At 35.8% G+C, this 15,777-nt stretch carries 19 protein-coding genes and 1 other RNA gene; 4 read left to right on the top strand and 16 right to left on the bottom strand.

Going from position 1 to position 15,777, the window contains the following annotated elements:
• Nucleotides 1-4: 4 nt before the first annotated feature.
• The 7 genes from dtd to AC4BC4_RS11395 form a co-directional block, all read right to left on the bottom strand.
• Nucleotides 5-451, bottom strand: a complete 447-nt coding sequence (dtd, locus tag AC4BC4_RS11365) for a D-aminoacyl-tRNA deacylase (protein WP_490475771.1) — start codon at nt 449-451, stop codon at nt 5-7.
• Between the two features lie 12 nt (nt 452-463).
• Nucleotides 464-2,677 carry a RelA/SpoT family protein gene (locus AC4BC4_RS11370; RefSeq protein ID WP_438756907.1) on the bottom strand — a complete coding sequence of 738 codons (2,214 nt, stop codon included), beginning with the start codon at nt 2,675-2,677 and terminating at the stop codon, nt 464-466.
• Between the two features lie 191 nt (nt 2,678-2,868).
• Nucleotides 2,869-3,516 carry a deoxyribose-phosphate aldolase gene (locus tag AC4BC4_RS11375; protein WP_490475772.1) on the bottom strand — a complete coding sequence of 216 codons (648 nt, stop codon included), beginning with the start codon at nt 3,514-3,516 and terminating at the stop codon, nt 2,869-2,871.
• A gap of 17 nt (nt 3,517-3,533) precedes the next feature.
• A complete protein-coding gene (locus AC4BC4_RS11380) occupies nt 3,534-4,283 on the bottom strand; it encodes a 16S rRNA (uracil(1498)-N(3))-methyltransferase (protein ID WP_490475773.1) in 750 nt (249 codons plus the stop codon).
• A 1-nt stretch (nt 4,284) separates the two neighbouring features.
• On the bottom strand, nt 4,285-5,232 hold the full coding sequence (prmA, locus tag AC4BC4_RS11385) for a 50S ribosomal protein L11 methyltransferase (protein ID WP_490475774.1): 948 nt from the start codon (nt 5,230-5,232) through the stop codon (nt 4,285-4,287).
• A 13-nt stretch (nt 5,233-5,245) separates the two neighbouring features.
• Complete coding sequence (locus AC4BC4_RS11390) at nt 5,246-5,731, bottom strand: DUF3013 family protein (RefSeq protein ID WP_438756911.1); 486 nt, start codon at nt 5,729-5,731, stop codon at nt 5,246-5,248.
• Nucleotides 5,728-6,366, bottom strand: coding sequence for a DNA-3-methyladenine glycosylase (locus AC4BC4_RS11395; protein WP_490475775.1), 639 nt, complete (start codon nt 6,364-6,366; stop codon nt 5,728-5,730). Before AC4BC4_RS11395 ends, AC4BC4_RS11390 begins: the two co-directional genes overlap by 4 nt.
• Before the next feature lie 421 nt (nt 6,367-6,787).
• Here AC4BC4_RS11395 and AC4BC4_RS11400 point away from each other — a divergent pair, with 421 nt between their 5' ends.
• The 4 genes from AC4BC4_RS11400 to AC4BC4_RS11415 all read left to right on the top strand — a co-directional run bounded on the left by AC4BC4_RS11400 (nt 6,788) and on the right by AC4BC4_RS11415 (nt 9,251).
• Nucleotides 6,788-8,077 carry a replication-associated recombination protein A gene (locus tag AC4BC4_RS11400; protein WP_490475776.1) on the top strand — a complete coding sequence of 430 codons (1,290 nt, stop codon included), beginning with the start codon at nt 6,788-6,790 and terminating at the stop codon, nt 8,075-8,077.
• A gap of 58 nt (nt 8,078-8,135) precedes the next feature.
• Nucleotides 8,136-8,329, top strand: a non-coding RNA gene (gene ssrS, locus AC4BC4_RS11405) — 6S RNA.
• 68 nt (nt 8,330-8,397) lie between these two features.
• Nucleotides 8,398-8,676 carry a hypothetical protein gene (locus AC4BC4_RS11410; RefSeq protein ID WP_490475777.1) on the top strand — a complete coding sequence of 93 codons (279 nt, stop codon included), beginning with the start codon at nt 8,398-8,400 and terminating at the stop codon, nt 8,674-8,676.
• A gap of 98 nt (nt 8,677-8,774) precedes the next feature.
• Nucleotides 8,775-9,251 (top strand): universal stress protein, encoded by a 477-nt coding sequence (locus tag AC4BC4_RS11415; protein ID WP_490475778.1) that lies wholly within the window; start codon nt 8,775-8,777, stop codon nt 9,249-9,251.
• Between the two features lie 60 nt (nt 9,252-9,311).
• On the opposite strand, the gene AC4BC4_RS11420 is transcribed toward AC4BC4_RS11415, so the two are convergent.
• From AC4BC4_RS11420 to comGA, 9 genes are all read right to left on the bottom strand, one after another.
• Nucleotides 9,312-10,499: an acetate kinase gene (locus AC4BC4_RS11420; RefSeq protein ID WP_438756916.1), complete on the bottom strand. Its 1,188-nt coding sequence runs from the start codon at nt 10,497-10,499 to the stop codon at nt 9,312-9,314.
• 25 nt (nt 10,500-10,524) lie between these two features.
• Complete coding sequence (locus tag AC4BC4_RS11425) at nt 10,525-11,532, bottom strand: class I SAM-dependent methyltransferase (RefSeq protein WP_490477373.1); 1,008 nt, start codon at nt 11,530-11,532, stop codon at nt 10,525-10,527.
• A gap of 255 nt (nt 11,533-11,787) precedes the next feature.
• On the bottom strand, nt 11,788-12,126 hold the full coding sequence (comGG, locus tag AC4BC4_RS11430; protein WP_438756917.1) for a competence type IV pilus minor pilin ComGG: 339 nt from the start codon (nt 12,124-12,126) through the stop codon (nt 11,788-11,790).
• Nucleotides 12,119-12,586, bottom strand: a complete 468-nt coding sequence (comGF, locus tag AC4BC4_RS11435; RefSeq protein ID WP_490477374.1) for a competence type IV pilus minor pilin ComGF — start codon at nt 12,584-12,586, stop codon at nt 12,119-12,121. The genes comGG and comGF overlap by 8 nt, the downstream gene beginning before the upstream one ends.
• Nucleotides 12,558-12,890, bottom strand: a complete 333-nt coding sequence (comGE, locus tag AC4BC4_RS11440; RefSeq protein ID WP_490475779.1) for a competence type IV pilus minor pilin ComGE — start codon at nt 12,888-12,890, stop codon at nt 12,558-12,560. The genes comGF and comGE overlap by 29 nt, the downstream gene beginning before the upstream one ends.
• Nucleotides 12,856-13,302 (bottom strand): competence type IV pilus minor pilin ComGD, encoded by a 447-nt coding sequence (gene comGD / locus AC4BC4_RS11445; RefSeq protein ID WP_438756919.1) that lies wholly within the window; start codon nt 13,300-13,302, stop codon nt 12,856-12,858. The genes comGE and comGD overlap by 35 nt, the downstream gene beginning before the upstream one ends.
• Nucleotides 13,303-13,307: 5 nt before the next feature.
• Nucleotides 13,308-13,580: a competence type IV pilus major pilin ComGC gene (gene comGC, locus AC4BC4_RS11450; protein ID WP_438758821.1), complete on the bottom strand. Its 273-nt coding sequence runs from the start codon at nt 13,578-13,580 to the stop codon at nt 13,308-13,310.
• A gap of 5 nt (nt 13,581-13,585) precedes the next feature.
• The gene (gene comGB, locus AC4BC4_RS11455; RefSeq protein ID WP_438756920.1) at nt 13,586-14,632 is read right to left on the bottom strand and encodes a competence type IV pilus assembly protein ComGB; all 1,047 of its coding nucleotides are present in this window, start codon (nt 14,630-14,632) and stop codon (nt 13,586-13,588) included.
• A complete protein-coding gene (gene comGA, locus AC4BC4_RS11460) occupies nt 14,586-15,548 on the bottom strand; it encodes a competence type IV pilus ATPase ComGA (RefSeq protein ID WP_490475780.1) in 963 nt (320 codons plus the stop codon). Before comGA ends, comGB begins: the two co-directional genes overlap by 47 nt.
• Nucleotides 15,549-15,777: the final 229 nt, after the last annotated feature.

The following is a 15,777-nucleotide window of genomic DNA, read 5'->3' on the forward strand; positions in this document are numbered from 1 at the left end:
TCGATTATTTATCTTTTGTATCAATAATGATCGTCACTGGCCCATCATTAATGAGTGAAACTGCCATATCAGCTCCAAATTCTCCCGTTTCTACTAAAATTCCTAGTCCCTTAAGCTGTTTATTGAATAGCTCATACAAAGGAATCGCAACTTCTGGTCGAGCAGCTTCTGTAAAGCTAGGACGGTTGCCCTTTTTAGTGTCTGCATATAACGTAAATTGAGAAACACTCAAAATACTACCTTTTGCCTCTTCAATACTTAGATTCATTTTACCAGCATTATCTTCAAACACACGAAGCTTACTGATTTTACGGACCAAATAAGCGACATCGTCTAGATCATCTGATTCATGAATACCCAGTAAAATCATGAACCCTCGATTTATTTTCCCGACACTTTTTTGATTGATCTTAACTTCAGCTTGTGTCACTCGCTGGATGACTGCTCTCATAGCTTATCCCTCCTAACCATTGGTTCGACGAACATTATATACATCTGGTATATTTTTGATTTTATCGACAATTGTTTTTAAATGTGCTAAATTTTGGATTTTAACGGTCACATGGATCATCGCCATTTTATTTTTTGTTGGTTTTGCTTCAACGCTCACTAGATTCTTGGTCATTGAGCTAATAACCTGCAGGATATCATTCAATAATCCACTACGATTATAACCATAAATTTCTAAATCGGCATCATATTCTTTATTTGAATTGTCGGTATCTTCCCATTCAACTTCAATCAGTCGTTGAGCAAGTTCTTCTTGATGCTGAACATTTGGACAATCTGCTCTGTGGATCGAAACACCACGTCCTTTTGTAATATAGCCGACAATTTTGTCTCCTGGTACTGGATTGCAGCAGCGGCTAATGCGAACAAGCAAGTTTTCAACACCTTGAATCACGATTCCACCTTCATGGCGAACCTTCATTTTATCAGATTCTTTTTTGACAGGTTGCGTCATCAATTCCTCTGCTTCTTGCTTTTGGCGTTCTATTTCTTGTTCTTTGCGTTCTTTTTCAGTTAAACGATTAAAGACTACTTGGGCACTAATTTCTCCATAGCCAACAGCAGCATAAAGATCATCTTCTGTTTGAAAATTAAAGCGATCCAACGCTTCTGCCATTTTCGTTTTACTCAAAAATTCTTTTGGAGCAAAACCATGTTCGATCAAGTATTTACTAATGGCATCATGCCCTTTAATAATATTAACTTCACGGTCTTGAATTTTAAAGAAGCGTTTAATTTTATTTCTTGCCTTACTTGTGGCAACCATTTTCAGCCAGTCTCGACTTGGACCAAAGGAATTTGGCGATGTCAATACCTCAATAATATCACCATTTTTCAGTGTATAATCTAACTGAACCATTTTCCCATTCACTTTAGCACCAGTTGTTTTGTTCCCGATTTCAGTATGCACACTATACGCAAAATCTAATGGACCAGAACCTTTAGGCAACTCTGTAACTTCGCCTGTGGGGGTGAAAACATAAACCTTATCGCTGAAAATATCCCCTTTGACACTTTCCATAAATTCAGAAGCATCATAGCTTTCATCTTGCAGTTCAAGAATTTCACGGAACCAGCTTAGTTGTTTTGTATCATTATCTTCATCGACTTTTTCAGTTTTACCTTCTTTATAAGCCCAGTGAGCTGCAACCCCGAATTCAGCGATTTGATGCATTTCATGTGTTCTGATCTGCACTTCTACTGGATTACCTTTTGGCCCGATGACTGTAGTATGAATAGATTGGTACATATTAGCTTTTGGCATCGCAATATAGTCTTTGAAACGTCCTGGCATCGGTGTCCATTTTGTGTGGATCGCCCCCAAGACAGCATAACAATCTTTGATTGAATCAACGATCACACGAATCGCCAGTAAATCATAAATTTCATTGAATTGTTTTTTCTGGTCTTTCATTTTGCGATAGATTGAGTATATATGTTTGGGACGACCATAGATTTCAGCATAAATATCTAAGTCTTCTGTAGCCAGACGAATGTCTTCCACCGCTTCTTCAACGTAAGCCTCTCGCTCATCTCGTTTGCTTTGCATCAGATTAACAATTCGATAATATTGATTGGGATTGATGTAGCGTAATGCCGTATCTTCTAGCTCCCATTTAATTCGACTGATCCCTAAACGATGAGCAAGAGGTGCATAAATTTCAATCGTTTCTTGTGCGATTCGGCGCTGCTTATCTTCACGCAGGTGCTTCAATGTACGCATGTTATGCAGACGGTCAGCCAATTTCACCATGATTACACGTAAATCTTGTGCCATTGCCAATAACATTTTACGGTGATTTTCAGCTAATTGTTCTTCATGAGATTTGTATTTTATTTTCCCAAGTTTCGTCACGCCATCAACCAACATCGCAACATCTGCGCCAAATTCATTTGATAGATCGTCAAGTGTTACATCCGTATCTTCTACTACGTCGTGCAAAAAACCTGTTGCAACAGTATGTGGGTCCATCCGTAATTCTGCTAAAATCCCCGCAACTTGAATTGGATGAATAAAATAAGGCTCACCAGATTTTCTGAATTGACCTTCATGTGCCTTTTCAGCATAGTCACACGCTTTTTGAACAAATGCAACATGTTGTGGTGTCATATATTTCGATACAAGTTTGATGACCCCTGGACCAGTCATAATTTCCTCTTTTGGCATTCTTGTCACTCCTTTGTCCCTGTGTCAAACATTCTCTAACATTTATGTCTGAACGATTTATGTACATAAAAACGCAAAATAGTTAATGCGTTACGCTCTTTAAAAAAAAAGAAAAGTACCACTTGAAACAGTAGCACTTTCAGCATCTTTTATTATACTAACATTTTTCTAGATTTTCAATTACTCAAATCTTAATTCCATTTTGAAATCAGAGGTAAAATCTCCCGACCGTTACTGATCCCTATATATGACGCACCTGCCTGGAAAAGAAGTTCAATTTCAAGTAACGTTGGTGCTTTGACATTTACTTGAAATGTCATTTGTTTTTTTCTGACAGTTCTAAAAATACTCATATCATAAATCGCTTGCTCCATCGTCAAATCAACGCCTAGAGAAATAGCACTAATACTTGTCTCTGCAATTTTCATTGTTAAGCCTTGCTTTTGATCATTCGTTAAATGGCTACTATCTAAGAAAAAACCTAGAGCATTTCGCCCAAATGACAGCTGTTCTAACACTTGATAACTATGATTCTCATAACTTTTCAACTGCTCTGGCACCATGGTCACAAATACATCCGATGCCCCATCTCGATATAACTGCCCTGTTTCAAATGCTTTTTTTGCTAACGTTCCACCACTTAGCGGAAAATCAACGAAACTGCCTACTTGAATCATCGTCCCTGTTAATAATTGTTTTGCTCTTGGTACATTATAGGGTAAAACAAAAATTGAACGAACTGGAAATTCTTTCAAAAAAAGGATTTCCTCTGTGAACTGTTGATCTGTAAATGATTGATCCATTACCATAATGGAAAGCCTTTGTAACTCTAACTCCATAAATAACCCCCTAAACCTTACACTAATTCAAATTGATAACTGATAGCACTTAATACATACATTGGCGCCGTTTCAGCACGTAAAATACGTGGACCCAAGCCGCAGATAATAGCGCTATATTCCTGAAATGTTTCTATTTCAGCTGGTGAAAAGCCACCTTCTGGACCAAAAATAATCAAGACTGATTCCCCAATAGATAATTCAGAAAGTGCCGTAGCAAAGCGACTGCGCTCCCCAACTTTTGCAGACTCTTCGTAAGCAATCAAGACTTTGTCATAACTTGAAAAAACATCGATCAGCTCTTGTTCTTTCTCTAATAATACAATATCTGGTGCAAACTGCCGATGAGATTGCTCTGCCGCTTCGGTTGCGATTTTCTTCAAACGCTCTGTTTTTTTTGCTAACTTTTTATGGTCCCACTTTACAACAGATGCTTTAGCCGGAAATCCAATAAATTTATGACTGCCAAGTTCCGTTCCTTTTTGTACCACCCACTCCAGCTTATCCCCTTTAGGATAACCGCAAGCAATCGTAACATTGACGGGTAATTCTTTTTCTGCTTGTTCTTTACTAATTTCTTTTAAATAAACAGCATCCTCTGTGATTTCGGTGATTTCAGCAATAATAGCCAAGCGGTCCCCAAACGCTAAGTAAACTTGCTGTTCTGGCTCCATTCTCATCACTCGAACGATATGATGATAATTTTCGTCTTTGATCGTATAGCTTTCTTTTGCTTCATAAGGTTCAGTCAGAAAGTAACGTTGCATTTTACTCTTCCTCTGTTTTCTTTAAGATAATTGCGTACCAATCCCCTTGTTGGAAAATTTGATCCACAAGAAAACCCATTTCAGTCATTTTTTCAATGATCATGGCTTTTTTCTCCTGTATGATACCTGAAACAATCAACGTTCCATCATTTTTCAGTAAACGCCAAGCATCTTCGATCATCAATGTAATGATATCCGCTAAAATATTTGCCACGATCACATCTGCTTCAATAGTTACTCCTTTTAGCAAATCATTTGCAGAAACATGAACTTCACTTGCGATCGGATTCATATCCATATTTTCTTTGGCAGCGGTCACCGCTACATCGTCCAAGTCATAGGCATAAACTTCTTTTGCCCCTAAATATTTACTAGCGATACTCAACACACCAGAACCAGTCCCAACATCAAGAAGCGTTTCGCCTCCTCGCAATACGGTTTCCAAAGCTTGTAATGTCAAACGTGTTGTAGGATGCGTTCCTGTACCAAATGCCATTCCCGGATCTAACGTTATGATTTTTTCAACTGTATCTTGTGGTTCGTATTTTTCCCAACTTGGTACAATTGTAAGAAAACGAGTCACGCGAACTGGATGATAATATTTTTTCCATGCAGTTGCCCAATCACTTTCTGCCACTTCACTCACATTCACTTCATTTTTACCGATTGACAGTCCAAATTCCGGCAAGCGAGTGATACTTTCTTTGATAAAGGGTAAAATTTCAGGTAAAAAAGTTGTTTCAGGAAAATACGCCATTACCAACGCACCTTCTTTAATATGCGTAAATTGCTCTTTATCCAGTAATTCTCCATAAATATCACTTTGAAAATTTTCTACGTCTAAAGAATCCTCGATTGCAACACCACTTGCTCCAGCTTCCATCATAATGTTTGAGATTGCTTCAACTGCTTCACTTGCTGTTTCAACTTTGACTTCTGTCCACTTCATATTATCACCTCTTTTAATAGCTTGGATACGCGATATAGGTATCGCCAGCTGTTTTTTGATGCTTTTGTACTGCTACTTCAAAGTCTTCATTCGACCATTTCAGTTCAAAAACTTCTTGCTCGTCGTCCGTTAAAAAGTCTAATAAATCACTTTGACCTTCTGCTAACACTTCGTTTAAATATTCGACAAACCCATCTAATACCGATTGTTTGATTCCTTTTTTTCCTTCATAAGGAATAACAGCTAAATAATCATTTTCATCCACAGGAGATTTCTCAGGATTATAAAATAAAACGCCGTCTTCAAATTCAATGATCTCCTCTTCAGAGATCGTCCCCGTAGCATCATCGATTTGTTCGTTCAGCTTATTTTCTGCAAATAAACGGAAAATTACTTCGATGGAATGATTTCTGGTATTCCAGTCAAGTGCTACATCGTATTCTGTGATCTTTTTAGTGATTTGTTGATCTAAATAGGTCAACATAGTATCTTTTTTCATCTATTTTCTTCCTTCCAGCCAAAAGCCTGTTTATCGATATCACTTCTTCTTTGCTTGGAAATGTAGGGATTCCCTGAAACCACATATCTTAAAGGTAAATCCGTCCAGATGCCTTTATTTGGGATGCCAATTCGAGGAAGTGCGATGATTTTCTTTGGTATTTTTCTTTTTTCCGGAACAATTCGCAATGAACTATTAAAAATCGATTGACCGTATAAATCTCGCTTGATTCCAAGAGCTGCAACAAGTTTCCCTGGACCATTAGTCAAATCAAGTCCTTTGCGTCCTTTGCGATTTTCTTCCATTTTTGCGATTCCTTTAATAGGTTCGACAGCCCGAATCATGACCCCTTGTGGTTTCCCTTTTTCTTGCGTTACCATATTTAAAATCAAGTGCGTGTGCATTGTATATAAATAAATCGTACCTGGCTTTTCATACATTGCTTTTAAACGCGGCGTATCTCTCAATCCAAAACTATGAGCCGCTTCATCCTCCGGTCCTAGATATGCTTCTGTATCGACAATATATCCTGCGAGTGTACCAGATTCAGTCTCATGTTCTAAATACATCCCTAATAAAAACTGAGCAATTTCTTCAGTTGACTGTGTATTAAAAAAATTTATCGTATCATCCATTATTTTCACCACTTTCTATCATACACGAATCTAGGCCTATTATCCATTGAAATAACAAACGATTCGCAAGATAAATTCATATTTCCTTCCTACTCTAATAGACTAAACAGGCTCGAATGCAAACGTACGTTCTTTGTGGTATAATCACTCTATAAAGAATTTTTTAGCTAGCTTTGCAAGCTTGCCTTTCGGAAAAAAGATAAAATAGAATTGCGGCTTAAAACGCCGCTCTCCTATTTTCCTATTTTTCTGTCAAGGCTGAACGAGCTCGCTACGCTTTTATATTGTCTAGCTTTACGAGCTTGCCTTTCGGAAAAAAGATAAAATAGAATTGCGGCTTAAAACGCCGCTCTCCTATTTTCCTATTTTTCTGTCAAGGCTGAACGAGCTCGCTACGCTTTTATATTAAGGAGGTTCAACGATGCAAAAACCTTTAGCCTATCGTATGCGACCACGTAATTTAGATGAAGTCGTTGGACAACAGCATCTTGTTGGTCCTGGGAAAATCATTCGTCGGATGGTAGAAGCCAAGATGCTTTCTTCCATGATCTTATATGGTCCGCCTGGTACTGGTAAAACAAGTATTGCCAGCGCAATTGCTGGTTCGACGAATTATGCTTTTCGCTTACTGAATGCAGCAACGGATACAAAAAAAGATCTGCAAATTGTCGCAGAAGAAGCTAAAATGAGCGGTACAGTGATTCTATTATTAGATGAAGTTCATCGCTTGGATAAAACAAAACAAGATTTCCTGCTTCCTCATCTTGAGAGCGGTCGGATCATTATGATTGGAGCAACAACTGAGAATCCTTATATTACGATTAATCCAGCCATCAGAAGTCGAACACAAATTTTTGAAGTCAAGCCATTAACTGAATTAGATATTCAAGAAGCGATTAAAGTAGCTTTGTCTGATTCAGAGCGCGGATTAGGAGAATTTCCAGTAATTTTAGAAGAAAAAGCACTACAGCATTTATCCCGAGCAACAAATGGTGACTTGCGCAGTGCTTTGAATGGACTAGAATTAGCTGTAAAATCAACTCCCGAAGATAAGGAAGAAGTGGTGATCACTCTTTCAATCATCGAAGAATGTGTACAGCGTAAAGCACTTACTCATGATAAAAATGGTGACGCCCATTATGATGTGATTTCAGCCTTTCAAAAATCAATCCGTGGTAGTGATGTTGATGCAGCACTTCATTATCTTGCACGGTTAGTTGAAGCAGGTGACCTACCAATCATTTGCCGTCGTTTAATGGTGATCGCTTATGAAGATATTGGCTTAGGAAATCCGCCAGCTGCTGCTCGCACAGTAACAGCTATTCAAGCAGCTGAAAAACTTGGTTTTCCTGAAGCTCGTATTCCACTGGCTAGTGTGGTCATTGACCTCTGTCTGTCACCAAAATCCAATTCTGCCATCAGTGCAATTGATGCTGCACTCTCTGACATCCGTGAAGGAAAGGCTGGAGATGTTCCTGATCATTTGCGTGATAGTCATTATTCCGGTGCTAAAGAATTGAACCGTGGAATTGGTTACCAATATCCTCATAATTATGAAAATGCTTGGGTCGATCAGCAGTATCTTCCTGATAAAATAAAAAATGCACATTATTATGAACCCATCGATACAGGCAAATATGAACAAGCCTTACATCAACAATTCCAACGAATCAAAGACTGGAAAAAGGAAAAAACACTAGATAATAAATAACTTCCAATTTCAAGCGCTCTCGTTGCTGTTTGCGCTATGTTGTGCTATTATAAAGATGGTAAATCTGTGATGTACGCGTTGTCTTTTTTGTGTGTTGACCGAACATTTTATTGATATCTAGGGATCCTTCTGGTACCTAAGCTGGTAACATGCCTTTTCATTTGGTAGTTCAAAGCTGTCAGTCGTGGAACCCACCTGCTTTGTTTGCGGGTTCAATACTATAGGACGAATAACGGCATCGACGGATTTTACCATTTTTTTTAGATTATCGAACAATTTGCGGAGAGCAAATTGTTTTTTATTTGATGGAGGGGCAATGCATGGTACGCATACTTATTTTTGCATCTGTTGCGTTATTAGTGATTATTGGGACTTATTTATTAAAAAAAGCAGCTGTTTTTTTGCCATTGATGCACAATGGTGAACCTGATGAAAATAAGCAATTTTTGCATCAGTTTGGTGTTTTCTATTTAATTTTAGCTGCAATTGGAATTTTAGTTGGTATGTTTAATTTAAAGTTTTTTTCGTTGTTCTATATTTTTAGTTTACTTGTGATTTCAGCTGTATTCAGTATAATGTTTGCCAAGAAGATTCTATGATAGTATCTTCTTTTTTATTTTCCTTTTTCACTGTTTTGTTCTACAATTAAACTATTAAGAACAATGTGTTTTCAACTATTTGAAAAGGAGTGGTCACAATGTTACAAAATTATCGTAAAATCATGGTTGCTGTTGATGGATCATCTGAATCAGAATTAGCTTTTCAAAAAGCAATGAATGTTGCTATGAGAAATAATGCAGAATTACTATTAGCTCATGTTATTGATACACGAGCATTCCAATCCGTTTCTTCTTTTGATGGTGTACTAGCTGAGCAAGCAAGTGAAATGGCAAAACAAACACTCGAAGGTTACAAAAAACAAGCAAAAGAGCACGGCTGTGAAAAAGTATCGAGCATTATTGAATATGGTTCTCCAAAACCATTGATTGCAAAACAGCTGCCTCAAGATCACGAAGTTGATTTGATCATGTTAGGTGCAACAGGGCTGAACGCTGTTGAACGATTGTTTATTGGATCTGTTTCAGAATATGTTATTCGTAATGCAACATCTGATGTATTAGTGGTGAGAACTGATTTAGACAATAAAATTCCTGTTCAACAAAACGAAGAATAATTTTTGAATAAATTTAAGAAGCAACCCGATTTGATCGAGTTGCTTCTTTTTTTGTGATTATTATTTTCTTAAACGTTCAACATCGCGTGCAATCATTAATTCTTCATCTGTCGGAATCAACAATACTTTAACCTTAGAGTCTTCTGTAGAAATTACTGACTCTTTTCCACGAACATTATTTTTCTCATCATCTAGCTCACAACCAAACCAAGTCATACCTTTGATTACTTCGCTACGAACGTGTGAATCATTTTCGCCGATTCCAGCAGTAAAGACAATTGCATCTACACCGTTTAAAACAGTTACGTAACTACCAATGTATTTACGGATACGATCTGTAAAGATATCGTACGCTACTTGAACAGCTTCTTTATCCATGTTTGCTTCTAAATCACGCATGTCACTAGAAATGCCAGTCAAACCAAGTAACCCTGATTTTTTATTTAAAATATCAATCATGTCTTTGATATCAGTCAATTCAAGTTTTTCCATTAGATAAGCGAGTAAAGAAGGATCAATATCTCCAGAACGAGTTCCCATTGTTACACCTGCAAGTGGTGTGAATCCCATTGATGTATCAACAGATTTACCACCATCAACTGCTGTGATTGAAGCGCCATTTCCCAAATGACAAGTAATGATTTTTAATTCTTCAATTGGACGACCCAACATTTCAGCTGCACGTTCTGCAACAAATTTATGGCTTGTTCCGTGTGCACCATATTTACGGGCAGCAAATTTTTCATAATACTCTGTTGGAATACTGTATAAGAAATTGTGTTTTGGCATTGTTGTATGGAAAGACGTATCAAATACAGCAACACTGATAATACCTGGTAAGATTTTTTTGAATGCTTTGATTCCCATTGCATTAGCTGGATTGTGCAATGGTGCAAGTTCAGCTAATTTTTCGATTTTTGCTAAAACTTCATCGTCAATTACAACAGAATCTTTAAAGTCTTCTCCACCTGCAACAACACGATGACCAACACCTGTAATTTCATCAAAAGATGCTAAGATGTTCAATTCAGTTAATTTGTCTAATAACATTTTAACCGCAACATCATGGTTATCAATATCGATGATTTCTTCATATTTCTCGTCATTGCCAAATTTGATTGTAAAAATCGAATCATTTAAGCCAATTCGTTCAACGATTCCTTTAGCGATAACTTCTTCATTTGGCATTTGATATAACTGCCATTTTAAACTTGAACTTCCAGCATTGATTGCAATTGTTTTAGACATAATATTCTCCTCTTTATCAGTTGTTTTATTTTAAATTTGAAGACTTCCAAGCCTCAAATTGTTGAAAAAATTGTGTTACTTTTTCAGGATCTTTCAATGAACCTAATTTTGCAACAAGTACTTCTTTTACTTGTTTGCTATGATCACCTTTATTTTGCACAAACAAAATACTTTTACTTGATTGAACTGATTTGAAAAGCTCGTCTGGTAATTGGATCATTCCTTGTAGATAGACATTCTTTTGCAACCAATTTTTGAAAAACGAACTTTGTTCGGTCTCTAAAATATTAGTAGGTATCAAAAACAATCCAAATCCATCAGGTTTAACAAACTTCATTGCTTGTTCCATCAATAAGTGATGGGCATAACTATGACCTTCTTCTGCTGCTGAATCAAAATCTATTGCCTTTTCATCATTTGGATAATAACCAATCGGTAAATCACTAACTGCTACATCGACAGGATCAACGAGTAAGTCCTGTAACCCATCTTGATGGAATAACTGGATCGTAGCCTTCGTCCACTCATTATTAGTTGCTGAAACAGAAAGTAAGGTATCATCGATATCTACACCAAACCCTTGAACTGTATATTTCGCTATGTTTAAATTTAGAATGATCGTCAAAAGAAGATTTCCCATACCATTTGTAATATCTAATATCTTTAGTGATTGCTTCGGGCTATACAGTTGCTCGATCAAATAAACAAACAAGAAACCGATACTATCTGGCGTTAGTTGATGATTTGCTTGTAAAGACTCGACTTTATTCCCTTTAAGTAAAATCAACTGAGACAAACGCCTGATCTCTTCTGGTTCCAATTCGATTGCTTGCAGTTGTTCATAAATAGCTTTAAGTTTTTGAACAGTTTGTTCATTTGGAACACCATCTTGTACCCGTACTTGATAAGTATCGATGATATTCTCACCATTTTCAATATAAGCATCTAAGAAAGAAGTATCTAAAGATTGTTTAAGCAATCCGATGGCCTGTTCCATTAATCCGAAAGCCTTTTCTATTTTCTCAGGGAACAAAAGAAACACCTCAATTTCCTTCTATAATATAACAATTTTCATATCTGTTCTATTTTAACGAAAAACCAGACAATAATCAATCAATTTCCTATATAATATTTACAAATCAATGAACGACCCTTATTTCAGAAAAATAATAAAATGAGAATAATGAATTTTCATTTTAAAATTCCTCTCTGTATCAGTTTTTCTATTATTAGTTTGATACACATTTCACAGTTTTTTTTGACCTTTAATTCAATGACTTCATCTATTTTATTTTCCCCCTTCTTTATCTTGTTGATATGCTTCTTGAAATGTATAGGTCATTTGGTTTAATTCAACGACAATACTAAGTGTTACTTGATCATAACGATACTTTAACGTACCTGTCGAAAAATTTTGATATCCTTGTTTTGCAAGCGATTGTTTTTCCTGTCGAACATCAGAAATAAACATACTTACCATCGTTTTGGCGATATAATACTCCTTGGTCTTTTTTGTAAATCGTTGTGTCAACTGAAAATCTTCCAAAACTAGTGTAAAAATGAAACTAAATAAAAAGACAAACAGTAAAGCAGTAAATAAAACGCCCCCTTTATATCTTTTAGTCATGTTCGTGCTCCTGTGTAATGATCCATTTTGCCACAACATTCAAGTTATTTTCGAAGGCTACTTTTATTATGATCGTTTTATCTTGCTCCATAAAAGCTGCTTGTTTAACTCCAATTAAAAGTGGCTGATAACCGCCATTGTCTACTTTTACGAGTTTGTCTAATTTGTGCTCAATCCAAACTGGCTTATTATTTTTTTTATTTCTAAGAATGATTTTATTTGGTTGCGTTCTCTCGTAATGACAATTTTTCAGCTCATTTTCTAATTGGATCAAAAATATTTGCCATTCTTTTTCCCCTACATTATTCAAATGATTTGTCACGATCGCCGCATTTTTAATCGAAGCTGAAAAAAGCATGCAGATAATCGATAATAGTAATAGCGCAAGCAAACATTCGAGCAAGGTGAAGCCTAAGAATCGATTTTGTCTCTTACTCTTTTTTAATTGTGACCTTCTCATCTCCACCGATAATCTCCACCTCAGCTAACTTATTTTCAGATTTATAAAAATGAAGTTGATAGCTATTATTTTCTATCTGTACCTCTTGAATCTGCGGACCACCATGATTTTCATAACGTTTCATTTCTTCATATAAAATTCTATGAAGCTGTAATTGATTGGTTGCTTGTTTATTTTTTTTTAATAAATGTGTATTTAATACGATATAACTTCCCGTTACTAAACATAGTAGACCTAACGCAATCAGACTTTCGAGTAAAATATACCCTCTAGGATTGCTTGATTTTTTTAATATAGCGACCACTCCCTAGTTGAAATTGGAATTCGATCAATTGTTTTTTATCTTTCCATAAAAAAGAAAACTTTGATAGTTTGCTAATATTTCCAGAACCTTTTTTAAATGTAAGTTTATCAGATCCACTTATTTCTAAAGATGCTGGAATCTCTAGTATTTCGTCTTCTACTATTTGTTCATTTTTGGGAATCAAAAAGTTGATGTGTTGGTTTTTCTCCAAAAATATGATCTGTGTATCAACTGCATTTACAACAGCCATTTGCTGAGTAAAAACCATTTTCTTTTCAAAAGACGATAAAAACTGATCCACTTCTACTACCTGTCTCCATTTATTTATAGCAAGCGTTGGAAGTAGCATAAAAAGGGTACAAACCAGAAATACGACAAGGATCTCTATTAAAGTAAAACCTTTCATATTCATAATTATTACTTACTCGACTGATACTTGTTATATTGTTCTTGTGTAATATACTCTTCTTTTAGCAGTTGCTCCAGGGTAGGTGTTTGATTTTTTTCCATAGTGTAAAGATCGATCTGTGTTTCTACTATTTTGACAATGGCCTCATTGCCTTTTTTATCTACACCTTCTTTATGCTTAGAAAGATTTGGCACAAACAATAAGATCAACACTGAAATGATCAATAAAACGACGAGCATTTCTAATAAGGTAAATCCTTTATAATTTATTTGTTTTTTTATCTCTTTCATAAAAATTCCTCCATTCCACCATAAATCGGCAACAGCATCGCTGCATAAATACTAACTACTAATAATGCGACAACTAAAAATATAATTGGCTGAATCCATTGAATCATTTTTTCCATTCGCTTAAAGAAATGCTGCCAACAAAGTTCGCTATACAAAATCAACTCTTTTCCTAAATTCCCTTTAACTTGCCCCTGTTGAATAATCAAAGATAACTCAGGTGAAAAGAAAGTGAATTTGGGTAATTGTTCATAAAACGTATCCCCTAACATTGATTGCTCTTCGATTTTTGCAGCTAATTCACTCATTAAAGATTGCTGATCTGTCTCTTGCATCAATTGAATGATCATTTTAATTTCTAGCCCTTGAGAAAATAACTTACCCCACTCAAGTGCAAAGAAAGCTGAAATGTATACTCTGTAAAGTTTTCCTATCAATGGTAGCTTAGATATAAATACAGCTCTTTGTAAGTAAGCTTTTTTACTCAAATACCAACGTATAAAAAGAAGCATAATGATTACACTCAACAAACAGGTCAGTATGTAGTATGGACTTTGCTTAATAAATTGGATGCCTATATTCTCTCCTTGAACCGTTCCATTTGACATTAATTGAGGAAGCAATACTTGACGAATACTGATCAAAACAACGGTTAAAAAAAGGAGCAGTAATACAGGATAACTGATAACCTTATAGAAATTTTGTTGATGTTTCTCAACAATTATCATATGTTGTTTGATTTTGTTCAGTGTTCCTGCTATATCTCCATGTGTTTGAGCAAATTCAATTTGGGTAACAATTGTCGTCTTAAATCCAATATGCACCAAACCACTGTGTAACGAATCCCCACGTTCCATAAATTCAATCAAATAGTCGATTGTATAATTTGAAATCGAATGAGATTTCTTCATGAATAGCAAGCTTTCATGAATCGTAAAACCATTACTTAATAAATCTGCAAGTAATTGAATGAACAATTGTTGTTGTTGATTGGATAATTTATTCCTTTTTTTCATCCTCAAATGTTTGATCATTGATAAATCCATACGCCCAAACCTTCCTTAATTCTTTTGACCACTTAGAAGTCCTTTTTCTTGAAAAATCATAGTCCATAAGTAATCCACTAATCTGTTCTTGATTAGCAGTCTTAAAGGGTAATAATCTTTGATAAATAATCCCTGCTAAACATTCAACGATTTCTCTTTGCTCTACACCCAATTCAGCTAGCCGTTCATATACTCCGCCAACACTTCTCGCGTGAATCGTAGCAAATACTGTATGCCCTGTAAGTGCTGCTCTGATTGCAGCTTGCGCAGTAAGACTATCACGAATTTCTCCGATAATCAGAATATCCGGCCTATGTCGTAAGCAGGCTTTAATTAGCACATCATAAGTCAAATCGATTTTAGTATTTGTTTGCAGTTGCAAAAATGATTCCTCTTCGATCTCAACAGGATCTTCTATTGTGATCACTTGTTGAAATTGATCTGTCTCTTTTGCTAACTTATACATCAACGTAGTTTTCCCTGATCCAACAGGACCACAAAACAAATGTAACCCACGGCGTTTGACGTGGCTTCTAACACTTGTTAATTGTTGTGGCAAAAAATAGTTCTCTTGGCTGTTTCCAAAAATATGCAAAAAGCGAATAACTAAACTCTCTCTTTGCCTAAAATCACCAACTGTTGATAAACGTAACCGAATGTCCTGCTGATTGGTTGGATAAGTTGCAGCTCCAACCTGTGACTTTCTTCTTTCACCGACATCCATACTACCGATAAATTTAAAATGAAAAATTAATTTTTCCCCCTCATTTTCATTCAATTCTTCAAAAATAATTCGCTGTTTTCCTTTTCTCGCAAATATCTGTACCCTATTCTTATTAGGTAGTACATATATATCCTGTAAACATTCCTTTATCCCCCATTCGATTAATCTCAGAGAAAGTTCTTTTATATCCATCTTTTTCCCTCCTTAAAATAATATACGCAGTTAAATACAAAGTCGGTGAAAAAAAAGAATCTAGGATATAACTCTGCAAGTTATATCCTAGACTTAATGAATCCAGATAAACGGTTGGCGTTAAACGCTTCTGTCTCAACCTCTTTACTGACTAAAAAATATTTATATATTACTTCTCTTATCCTTATTTAAAACAAAATAAAGCTATAAGTGTCAAAAATCAACACTT

The organism is Enterococcus sp. AMC1086, assembly GCF_058216575.1.

Excerpts from the sequence above, each read along its gene's own strand:
- prmA (WP_490475774.1), bottom strand. The coding sequence starts at position 5,232 with ATGAAGTGGACAGAAGTCAAAGTTGAAACAGCAAGTGAAGCAGTTGAA.
- AC4BC4_RS11415 (WP_490475778.1), top strand. The coding sequence starts at position 8,775 with ATGTTACAAAATTATCGTAAAATCATGGTTGCTGTTGATGGATCATCT.
- dtd (WP_490475771.1), bottom strand. The coding sequence starts at position 451 with ATGAGAGCAGTCATCCAGCGAGTGACACAAGCTGAAGTTAAGATCAAT.
- AC4BC4_RS11370 (WP_438756907.1), bottom strand. The coding sequence starts at position 2,677 with ATGCCAAAAGAGGAAATTATGACTGGTCCAGGGGTCATCAAACTTGTA.
- AC4BC4_RS11395 (WP_490475775.1), bottom strand. The coding sequence starts at position 6,366 with ATGGATGATACGATAAATTTTTTTAATACACAGTCAACTGAAGAAATT.
- AC4BC4_RS11420 (WP_438756916.1), bottom strand. The coding sequence starts at position 10,499 with ATGTCTAAAACAATTGCAATCAATGCTGGAAGTTCAAGTTTAAAATGG.
- comGD (WP_438756919.1), bottom strand. The coding sequence starts at position 13,302 with ATGAATATGAAAGGTTTTACTTTAATAGAGATCCTTGTCGTATTTCTG.
- AC4BC4_RS11380 (WP_490475773.1), bottom strand. The coding sequence starts at position 4,283 with ATGCAACGTTACTTTCTGACTGAACCTTATGAAGCAAAAGAAAGCTAT.
- AC4BC4_RS11390 (WP_438756911.1), bottom strand. The coding sequence starts at position 5,731 with ATGAAAAAAGATACTATGTTGACCTATTTAGATCAACAAATCACTAAA.
- comGG (WP_438756917.1), bottom strand. The coding sequence starts at position 12,126 with ATGACTAAAAGATATAAAGGGGGCGTTTTATTTACTGCTTTACTGTTT.
- comGF (WP_490477374.1), bottom strand. The coding sequence starts at position 12,586 with ATGAGAAGGTCACAATTAAAAAAGAGTAAGAGACAAAATCGATTCTTA.
- comGA (WP_490475780.1), bottom strand. The coding sequence starts at position 15,548 with ATGGATATAAAAGAACTTTCTCTGAGATTAATCGAATGGGGGATAAAG.
- comGB (WP_438756920.1), bottom strand. The coding sequence starts at position 14,632 with ATGGATTTATCAATGATCAAACATTTGAGGATGAAAAAAAGGAATAAA.
- AC4BC4_RS11375 (WP_490475772.1), bottom strand. The coding sequence starts at position 3,516 with ATGGAGTTAGAGTTACAAAGGCTTTCCATTATGGTAATGGATCAATCA.
- AC4BC4_RS11400 (WP_490475776.1), top strand. The coding sequence starts at position 6,788 with ATGCAAAAACCTTTAGCCTATCGTATGCGACCACGTAATTTAGATGAA.
- AC4BC4_RS11410 (WP_490475777.1), top strand. The coding sequence starts at position 8,398 with ATGGTACGCATACTTATTTTTGCATCTGTTGCGTTATTAGTGATTATT.